Raw genomic sequence first — 8,697 nt, 5'->3', positions numbered from 1 at the left:
TATTTGTTGATGGCGCCGACGATGGTCAGGCGCTGGAACGGCTTGCTCAGGTCCAGTTCGCGGCCCTGGTAGGTCAGGGTGGCGGTGCCGTGGGCATCGATCGCTGCCTGGCGGATCACCTGCTCGGTGAAGTTCATCAGCCATTGGTAATCGACGTAAGCCGCATAGAATTCCATCATCGTGAATTCCGGATTGTGGCGCGGCGATACGCCTTCATTGCGGAAGTTGCGGTTGACTTCAAACACGCGCTCGAAACCGCCGACCACCAGCCGCTTCAGATACAGCTCAGGCGCGATGCGCAGGAACATCTGCATGTCCAGCGCATTGTGGTGGGTGATGAACGGCTTGGCCGCGGCGCCGCCGGGGATGGCGTGCAGCATCGGTGTTTCGACTTCCATGAAGTCGTTCTTTTCCATGAAGCGGCGGATCGACGACATCGCAGCGGTGCGCATCTTGAAGGTGCGGCGCGTATCTTCGTTGATGATCAGGTCGACGTAGCGCTGGCGGTATTTGGTTTCCTGGTCGGCCAGGCCGTGGAACTTGTCCGGCAGCGGGCGCAGCGATTTGGTCAGCAGGCGCAGGGTGGTGACCTTGATCGACAGCTCGCCGGTCTTGGTCTTGAACAGCGTGCCTTCGGCGCCGAGGATGTCGCCCAGGTCGTAATGCTTGAAGCTGTCGTAGTTGTCTTCACCGATATTTTCCTTGGTGATGAACAGCTGGATGCGGCCGTCGGCCTTGCTGCCAGAAGCATCCTGCAGGGTCGCGAAGGAAGCCTTGCCCATCACCCGTTTCAGCATCATGCGGCCGGCGACCACGACTTTGACTGCGGCCACGTCCAGCGTTTCGTTTTCCTGGGCGGCGTATTCGGCCTGGATAGCGGCTGCCTTGTGCGTCGGCCGGAAATCGTTGGGGAAAGCCACGCCTTGCGCGCGCAGGGCGCCGAGCTTGTTGCGGCGTTCCGCAATGATCTTGTTTTCGTCTTGCGGGACAGGTTGCTGCTGATTGTCTGTCGTCATGTCAGTGTCTTTTCAAATGATGCGGTGAAACGTCTGTCTGTGTAGCGGCGGGGAAGGCAATGCCACGGACACCGCCCGTGGCATGGTTTGCTGTTTATACGCCTTGCTTGAGCGAAGCCGCGATGAAGTCGTCAAGGTCGCCGTCGAGGATGGCCTTGGTGTTGCCGCTCTCGAAGTTGGTGCGCAAATCCTTGATGCGCGACTGGTCCAGCACGTAAGAGCGGATCTGGTGGCCCCAGCCGACGTCGGTCTTGGAGTCTTCCAGCTTCTGCTGCTCGCTCATGCGCTTGCGCAATTCCAGTTCATACAGCTTGGCCTTCAGCATGTCCCACGCTTCGGCGCGGTTGCGGTGCTGGCTGCGGTCGTTCTGGCATTGCACGACAATGCCGGACGGCATGTGCGTCAGGCGCACCGCGGAATCGGTCTTGTTGATGTGCTGGCCGCCGGCGCCGGAGGCGCGATAGGTATCGACGCGAACGTCAGCCGGGTTGACGTCGATATCGATCGAGTCGTCCACTTCCGGGTACACGAACAGGCTGGAGAACGAAGTGTGGCGGCCGTTGGCGGAATCGAAGGGCGACTTGCGCACCAGGCGATGGACGCCGGTCTCGGTGCGCAGGAAGCCGTAGGCGTAATCGCCTTCGACTTTCAGCGTAGCGGTCTTGATGCCCGCGACTTCACCGTCGGACTGTTCCAGGATGTCGACCTTGAAACCCTTGCGTTCGCAATAGCGCAGATACTGGCGCAGCAGCATCGAGGCCCAGTCCTGCGCTTCGGTGCCGCCGGCGCCGGCCTGGATGTCGATGAAGCAGTTGTTGGGATCCATCGGGTTGCTGAACATGCGGCGGAATTCCATGCCTTCGACCAGCTTGTGCAGGCCTTCGGTATCGGCTTCGACTGCCTCTATGGTTTCTTCGTCCTGCTCTTCGCGCGCCATCTGGAACAGGTCGCTGGTGTCGCGCAGATCGGCTTCGATCTTGGTCAGCGTCAGCACGATGGCTTCCAGCGATTTCTTTTCCTTGCCCAGGTCCTGGGCGCGCTTCTGGTCGTTCCAGACTTCCGGATCTTCCAGTTCGCCATTGACCTGGTCGAGTTTCTCTAACTTCGTATCGAAGTCAAAGATACCTCCGTAGTTCGGCTTCGCGGCTGGTCAGGTCCGCAAGCAGGTTTTGTAGGGAATTTAAGCGTTCGGCTTCCATTTTCGGCTCTTCTGCAATCAAACCCTAAATTATACGCCAGCCCCATGGCAGATGGCGCTGCAGTTTGCATTCTGGACGCGATTGGGGCTCGTTTTGCATGAAATATGCACAAATGTGAACCATTGCAACAAGCCTGATATCGAAGCTGCAACCCGAAGTTGCAACGTTTAGAATGGATTGCACGCTTGATAATTTACCAGCCTGGCCCCGCCGCCCATGTCGATTAAGGCACAAATCCATCGTTGCGATGTTGTTTTGCCATCGTTTTTGCTAATGAGCTTGCCGATGGGCTTGCTGTGCCTGACGCTCAGCGCATGCGGCCTGCTGGCGCCGACGCCGGCTCCGCATGGCGAAGTGCAAGGCTCATCCACCAGCGGCGGCGAACTGGCGCAATCCGACGTCAACCGTTTTGCCACCCTTGGCATGCGCGACAACCTGGATAGCCTGTATCGCCTGCTGGACAAATTGTACCGGCGCAATCCCGCCGAATGGAAAAAGACCGCCGCCAGCCGCGAGCTGGCGATCAAGCGCGTGCGCGACGCTATCGAAGCGCGCCAGCCGTGGCCGGAGCTGCAGGGGAAGCATGACATCCAGGCGCTGTCGCTGGCGCTGACCCCGGATTTCAGCGGCGATCGCGCCGCGGCTTTCATCTACGGCGCGGCCGACATGATCATCGTTGCCCATGGCGGCAAGACCAAGTTCTACCTGATCGACGGCTTCGACGCCCAATACCTGTACAACGCCGCGCGCAACATGGAAATCGCGTCGTGGATACTCAACAGCCGGAAAAATGCCGCCGGCCAGCCTTTGCTGCTGTCCAACGACATGAGCGACAGCGAGCGCAACATCAGTTTCGAAAGGGAGTTCGGCAAGATCATCGGCCGTATCGATTTGCTGGCCGAGATGACGACCGAGAAATACAAGCGGGCCGGCATCAGCTACATGCAGAACCTGGTAGGAGGGAGTTTCCTGCAGTTCTTGCCGGTGCGCTGAAACCGCTCACCCGCTATTCAGGCGACTTCCAGTTCGACGTGGACGCGGCGGCCAAGCGCAGTGGCGATGTTCACCAATGCATCCAGGGAAAAGCGCGACACGCGGCCGCGCAGCAGGTCGTTCACGCGCGGCTGGCTGATGCCGCAGTGGCTTGCGGCCTCGGTTTGCGTCCACGCATTTTGTTTCACGATGTCGGCGATTTTTTGCATCAGTTCCGAACGGGCGCGCAGGTTCGCTGCCTGTTCGGGTGAATCGGCAATCGCGTCCCATACGCTGGCGTAGCTTTCGATCTTTTTCATTTCTCACCTCTGAGCAACTGCGCAAGACGGTCCTTGGCAATCTCAATGTCGTGTTTAGCAGTGGCTTGCGTCTTCTTCTGGAAGGCATGCAGCACGTACACCGCATCGGCAAACCGGGTGGTGTACACAACCCGGTAGATGCCCGAGTGATCCCGCACCCGGATTTCTTCCACTCCCTTGCCGATGGATGGCATGGGCTTGAAATCATCCGGCTGCTTGCCCTTTTGCACTTTATCCAGCTGATACCCGACATCCTGCTTCGCGTCTTCGGAAAATTCGCGCAGACGTTTCAGCGAGTCGCCAAGAAAACGAACCGGCCTGATGCTTTGATTATACTGGATTGGATATATTTTGCAATTGCTGTCGATTGGCATGGCAAGTCCATATGCTGGCGCACCGTTGGCGCGCCGGATATGCCTATACGGCTGCTCGAAAGATGTCCGGTTTTGTCCGCATTATGTCTACGGAGGGCATTTTTAGATATTGGCCGCCGACTTAACATGGTCCTCAACGATGGCAGTCCGGTCCCCGGGCACCGCGTGTGCCGGATGAGGTTAAAAGATGTTGAGCGTGGGAATACTGGTGTTTGACGATGTTGAAATCCTGGATTTTTCCGGCCCCTATGAAGTGTTTTCAACTGCCGCCCGGGTCCATGGCAGGATGAACGGCAACAGCGCGGCGGCAAACCTGTTCAAGTGTTTCCTGGTCGCGCCCGCGATGCGGCCGGTGCGGACAAGAGGCGGAATGAAAGTACTGCCGGATTGCGTGCTGACGCCATCCGCCGACCTCGACGTGCTGATCGTACCGGGCGGCGATGTTTCGGCAATCCTCAATGACGACGCGGTAATCCGCTGGATTGCCGCCCAGCATCCCGGCACCGTCATTACCGCATCGGTCTGCACTGGCGCCTTCTTGCTGGCCAAGGCCGGTTTGCTGAACGGCCTGGATGTGACCACGCACTGGGAAGATCAGGACGACCTGCAGGCAAGTTTTCCGGCGCTCACGGTCAAACGCAACGTAGCCTGGGTCGATTGCGGTAAAGTGGTGACTTCCGGCGGCATTTCGGCAGGTATCGACATGAGCCTGCACCTGGTCGAGCGACTGGCAGGACCCGAACTGGCTGCCGCCACTGCCAAACAGATGGAGTATCGATGGCTGCAATAGCCGACAACACGCGCATTGGCGAGACCACCATTCCGGTCTATTTCCTGCTGCGCGATGCAACCATGACGCTTGACCTGATGGGTCCGGCGGAGGTGCTGCGTTATGCCAACCGGATCGCGGAACGAGAAGGGCGTGTCGATTTTTTCGACCTGCGCTACGTCAGCGCAGCCAGCACCATCAACATTTCGCTTGGACTCGGCCTGACCGGATTCAGCGATTTGCCGGACAGCTTGCCGGCCAACGCCATGCTGATGCTGCACGGCTGCGTGGGCAGCGACGATGATTTCAGCAGCGCCAACGACCAGCGCGCCGTGGCGTGGCTGCGCGCACATTGGCAGGATTCGCATCGCCTGCTGTGCAGCTGCACCGGCGCCTTGCTGGCCGGTTATGCAGGTTTGCTCGACGGCCGCCAGTGCACCACGCACCACAGCCATTGCGACGACTTGCGGCGTATCGCGCCACGAGCACATGTATTGGAAAACCGTATTTTTGTCGAAGACCGCAATATCTACACCAGCGCCGGCGTCACCACAGGCATCGACCTGGCGCTGCACGTGGTGGCGCAAATCGCCGGCCATGCCCGCAGCGCTTCGATCGCCCGCTCGCTGGTGATCTACATGCGGCGCGCCGGCAGCGATCCGCAGCTGTCGCCATGGCAAGCCTGCCGCAACCACTTGCATCCGGCGGTGCACCGGGTGCAAGACGCCGTGATCGGCAATCCCGCCAACGACTGGGACCTGCAGCAGCTGGCGGAAATCGCCTGCACCAGCGAGCGCCATCTGACGCGTCTGTTCCGCGAGCAAACCGGCAGCAGCCTGGTCGACTATATCCAGCGCATCCGCGTCGCCCTGGTGCGCGAGTTGCTGACGCAATCCAAGCTGGACATGGAACAGGTAGCGCAGCAAGCCGGTTTCAATTCAACCCGCCAGCTGCGACGGGTCTGGAGCAAATTCGAAAACTTCCCCCCAAGCCAGCAACGCCAGCTCAGCAATTAATTAGGGTCAGAGTCGAATTGTTTTCTCAAACAATTCGACTCTGACCCTAATTAACGGACTACGGAGCATCACGTTCCGCGCTCAAGAATTACATCGCTTCCGCGTGCTCCACCATCAGCTGCACCTTGGTAACGCCGTTATATTCATTGGCGTCCAGCCGAAACGCCACCTTGGCCTTGCTCCCTAGCTCATCGGTATGCCCGAACCAGATTGCATCGTAGCGTGTGCCGTTCCGCTCCAGCAGCAGCTTTAAATGTTTCTCTTTCAGGATGCGTTGACTGACTACCCTGAACTCATCGCAAAACAGCGGCGGCGCAAAACCCTGTCCCCACACCTGGCCATCCATCAATTCAATGAATTGCGTGGTGTAGTAGGCATCTTCCAGCGGTCCGTCGGTTTCAATCACGCGTTCCAGCTGGCTTTGCCCCAGCCATTCGCGCCCGACTTTTTCAAAGGCGGCGGCGAACGCGTCGAAAGCATCGGCGCGGATGGTCAACCCGGCCGCCATTGCATGCCCGCCGAATTTCTGGATCAGGCTGGGTGCGTGCTTGGACACCAGGTCCAGCGCATCGCGCAAATGGAAACCGGGAATCGAACGGCCCGATCCTTTGATCAAGCCCTCGCCGCCCGGCGCGAAAGTAATGGTAGGGCGATAAAACTTGTCCTTCAGGCGCGAGGCGACAATGCCGATCACGCCTTGGTGCCAGGAGGCGTCGAACACGCTGATGGTGGTGCTGTCCTGCGGCTTGAAATCGTCCAGCAAGGCCAGCGCGGTGTCCTGCATGCCGGCTTCGATATCACGCCGTTCGCGGTTGATGGTGTCGAGCTGCTGGGCGATGGCCCAGGCGCGGCCTTCGTCGTCGGTGGTCAGGCATTCGATGCCGAGCGCCATGTCGGCCAGGCGGCCGGCGGCGTTCAGGCGCGGGCCCAGCGCAAAACCGAGATCGAACGGCGTGGCGCGCCGTGCTTCGCGGCCGGCGGCGCGGAACAGGGCGGCGATGCCGGCATGCATGCGGCCGGCGCGCATGCGCTTCAGGCCTTGCGCCACCAGGATGCGGTTGTTGGCGTCCAGCTTGACGACGTCGGCCACGGTGCCGAGGGCCACCAGGTCGAGCAGCACATCCAGTTTCGGCTGGCTCTGCGCATCGAACACGCCGCGCCGGCGCAGTTCCGCGCGCAAGGCCAGCAAGACGTAGAACATGACGCCGACGCCGGCCAGGTTCTTGCTGGGAAAACCGCATTCTGGCTGGTTCGGGTTGACGATGACTCTTGCGGCCGGCAGCGTATCGGCCGGCAAGTGATGGTCGGTCACCACTACTTCGATGCCGCGCCGGTTGGCTTCGGCCACGCCGTCGATGCTGGCGATGCCGTTGTCGACCGTGACGATGATGTCGGGCGATTTTTCGCGCGCGGTCAGTTCGACGATTTCCGGCGTCAGGCCATAGCCGTACTCGAAGCGATTCGGCACGATGAAATCGATATTCGCGCCCAGCAGGCGCAAGCCGCGCAGGCCGACGGCGCAAGCGGTGGCGCCGTCGCAGTCGTAATCGGCGACGATCACCATCTTCTTTTTCGCGGCGATGGCGTCGGCCAGGAAACTGGCGGCGGCGTCGATGTGCAGCAAGCCGGACGGCGGGATCAGGGCGTTCAGTTCGCTTTCCAGCTCCTTGACATCGAGCAGGCCGCGCGCACTGTAGACGCGCGCCAGCACTGGATGGATGCCGCTTTGATGTAGCCGTTCGGAATCGCGGAAGGAATAGGGGCGGGTAACGATGCGGGTCATGATAAATGCGATGGCAATAAACCGGTGAGGGCTGGCTTCAGCCAGAATTTTTTGAGCGAGAGCCGGGTAGTGCTCATTTCAAGCGCATGGCCGCTGTCGGTAACGATCAGGGACAGGCTGTCGAGCCGGCGCTGTTGCATGGCCTGCAGCAAAGGTGCGAAGCATGTGCTTTCGAGGGTTTGCAACTGCTGCAGCCAGTCCGACCATTCGCCTGTCAGGGCTGGCTGGATCAGCTGGCTCAAGGTCAGCAGGCCATGCTCGGCCCTGGCGGCGATCACTTCGGTTATGCCTACGCCGGCATGCGCAGCCTTGGCGTACTGGCCGAGGCCGGCGAAACCGTCCGGCAGGTTGAATACTTCGCGCTGGCCGGGTGCGGAAGGCTGTGCCACTGCGCCGCCCCATAACCACAGGGAATTCACGGTTTGCCGCCCCTGCATTTCGCGCCGCTCGTTCAGCGGGTGGGAAAACCACAGCATCTGCACTTCATTCTGCAGTTTGCGCCAGGCCTGGTCGCCGTTACCCTTTGGCATCCAGATATCGATGTTGTGGCCGCAAGTGGCGTCCGGCGTGGAGGACAGTAGCCCTTGCCAGTCGTCGGCGCGCAGGAACCAGGTGTTGGCGTCGCCGTAAACCAGCTCGCGCCCGGCTTCAGCGAACAGCGGCAGCGCAGCGTCGAACAGTTCGCGTGACTCCGCATCGCTCAAGCCGATCTGGCGGATGTCGGTCAGCACCAGGTGGTCGCGCGCAATATGGATGTGGGCCGGATGCAGCATGAACCAGGCGCCTTCTTCAACGCCCAGCCCCATCGCGCGCATGGCGGCGCAGGCGAGGGCGGGGCTGTTCTGGTTGTCTTGGCCGGGCGTGACGGGTTCGAATGCGGGCAAGGAAAATTGCGACGCCAGCCACATTTCATGCGGCAGGGCTCTTGCAAAATCGTCAAACGCCTGGCGCCGGGGTCCGGTTTTGGCGCGCGCCATCAGGGTGGCGAGGGCCGGCAGTTTCAATTCACGCAATAAATCGCGCGCCAGTTCGGGCGGCGGCAGGCCGAAGGGCAATAGGATATCTAAATGACTCATGGCGCGATTGTAGGGCATCCCGGGGTCTTGAGTCGATTTGCCTTTGCCTACGCGGATTGCGCGGCTGGCATAAAATGAAGGGATTGTAGTGAATCGCCGCCTGCCGATACGGATCCGCCATGAATGCACATAAACTGCTGACTACCCTGTTTGAATACAAAGCCTGGGCCAA

Annotated in this window: 9 protein-coding genes; 3 read left to right on the top strand and 6 right to left on the bottom strand. The window is 60.3% G+C overall.

The window, feature by feature from the left end; all coding sequences use genetic code 11:
• A partial coding sequence (lysS, locus tag JWQ61_RS06975; protein WP_304359890.1) for a lysine--tRNA ligase occupies positions 1 to 1,016 on the bottom strand: 1,016 nt, incomplete at its 3' end.
• A 94-nt stretch (positions 1,017 to 1,110) separates the two neighbouring features.
• A protein-coding gene (gene prfB / locus JWQ61_RS06970) for a peptide chain release factor 2 (protein WP_304359889.1) occupies positions 1,111 to 2,215 on the bottom strand; the annotation gives its coding sequence in 2 pieces (ribosomal slippage) (positions 1,111 to 2,133 and positions 2,135 to 2,215; 1,104 coding nt in all).
• 273 nt (positions 2,216 to 2,488) lie between these two features.
• On the opposite strand from prfB, the gene JWQ61_RS06965 reads away from it, so the two are divergent.
• The gene (locus JWQ61_RS06965) at positions 2,489 to 3,208 is read left to right on the top strand and encodes a hypothetical protein (RefSeq protein ID WP_304359888.1); all 720 of its coding nucleotides are present in this window, start codon (positions 2,489 to 2,491) and stop codon (positions 3,206 to 3,208) included.
• Between the two features lie 17 nt (positions 3,209 to 3,225).
• On the opposite strand, the gene JWQ61_RS06960 is transcribed toward JWQ61_RS06965, so the two are convergent.
• Positions 3,226 to 3,507, bottom strand: coding sequence for a helix-turn-helix domain-containing protein (locus JWQ61_RS06960; protein ID WP_120235029.1), 282 nt, complete (start codon positions 3,505 to 3,507; stop codon positions 3,226 to 3,228).
• Positions 3,504 to 3,881, bottom strand: a complete 378-nt coding sequence (locus JWQ61_RS06955) for a type II toxin-antitoxin system RelE/ParE family toxin (protein ID WP_304359887.1) — start codon at positions 3,879 to 3,881, stop codon at positions 3,504 to 3,506. The genes JWQ61_RS06960 and JWQ61_RS06955 overlap by 4 nt, the downstream gene beginning before the upstream one ends.
• A 187-nt stretch (positions 3,882 to 4,068) precedes the next feature.
• Here JWQ61_RS06955 and JWQ61_RS06950 point away from each other — a divergent pair, with 187 nt between their 5' ends.
• Together JWQ61_RS06950 and JWQ61_RS06945 are read left to right on the top strand one after the other, a co-directional pair.
• Positions 4,069 to 4,671, top strand: a complete 603-nt coding sequence (locus JWQ61_RS06950) for a DJ-1/PfpI family protein (protein ID WP_304359886.1) — start codon at positions 4,069 to 4,071, stop codon at positions 4,669 to 4,671.
• The gene (locus JWQ61_RS06945) at positions 4,659 to 5,666 is read left to right on the top strand and encodes a GlxA family transcriptional regulator (RefSeq protein WP_304359885.1); all 1,008 of its coding nucleotides are present in this window, start codon (positions 4,659 to 4,661) and stop codon (positions 5,664 to 5,666) included. The genes JWQ61_RS06950 and JWQ61_RS06945 overlap by 13 nt, the downstream gene beginning before the upstream one ends.
• A gap of 88 nt (positions 5,667 to 5,754) precedes the next feature.
• On the opposite strand, the gene recJ is transcribed toward JWQ61_RS06945, so the two are convergent.
• Together recJ and JWQ61_RS06935 are read right to left on the bottom strand one after the other, a co-directional pair.
• A complete protein-coding gene (gene recJ, locus JWQ61_RS06940) occupies positions 5,755 to 7,449 on the bottom strand; it encodes a single-stranded-DNA-specific exonuclease RecJ (RefSeq protein ID WP_304359884.1) in 1,695 nt (564 codons plus the stop codon).
• A complete protein-coding gene (locus JWQ61_RS06935) occupies positions 7,446 to 8,525 on the bottom strand; it encodes a hypothetical protein (RefSeq protein WP_304359883.1) in 1,080 nt (359 codons plus the stop codon). Before JWQ61_RS06935 ends, recJ begins: the two co-directional genes overlap by 4 nt.
• Positions 8,526 to 8,697: the final 172 nt, after the last annotated feature.

Source organism: Collimonas fungivorans, from assembly GCF_028292705.1.
GTDB lineage: Bacteria > Pseudomonadota > Gammaproteobacteria > Burkholderiales > Burkholderiaceae_D > Collimonas > Collimonas fungivorans_B.
Note: the sequence above shows the minus strand (reverse complement) of the source record. Positions and strands in the feature narration are given on the sequence as shown.

What these genes read in the sequence shown, in the direction of transcription:
- JWQ61_RS06965 (WP_304359888.1), top strand. Translation starts at nt 2,489, where the DNA reads ATGAGCTTGCCGATGGGCTTGCTGTGCCTGACGCTCAGCGCATGCGGC.
- JWQ61_RS06960 (WP_120235029.1), bottom strand. Translation starts at nt 3,507, where the DNA reads ATGAAAAAGATCGAAAGCTACGCCAGCGTATGGGACGCGATTGCCGAT.
- JWQ61_RS06955 (WP_304359887.1), bottom strand. Translation starts at nt 3,881, where the DNA reads ATGCCAATCGACAGCAATTGCAAAATATATCCAATCCAGTATAATCAA.
- JWQ61_RS06950 (WP_304359886.1), top strand. Translation starts at nt 4,069, where the DNA reads ATGTTGAGCGTGGGAATACTGGTGTTTGACGATGTTGAAATCCTGGAT.
- JWQ61_RS06945 (WP_304359885.1), top strand. Translation starts at nt 4,659, where the DNA reads ATGGCTGCAATAGCCGACAACACGCGCATTGGCGAGACCACCATTCCG.
- recJ (WP_304359884.1), bottom strand. Translation starts at nt 7,449, where the DNA reads ATGACCCGCATCGTTACCCGCCCCTATTCCTTCCGCGATTCCGAACGG.
- JWQ61_RS06935 (WP_304359883.1), bottom strand. Translation starts at nt 8,525, where the DNA reads ATGAGTCATTTAGATATCCTATTGCCCTTCGGCCTGCCGCCGCCCGAA.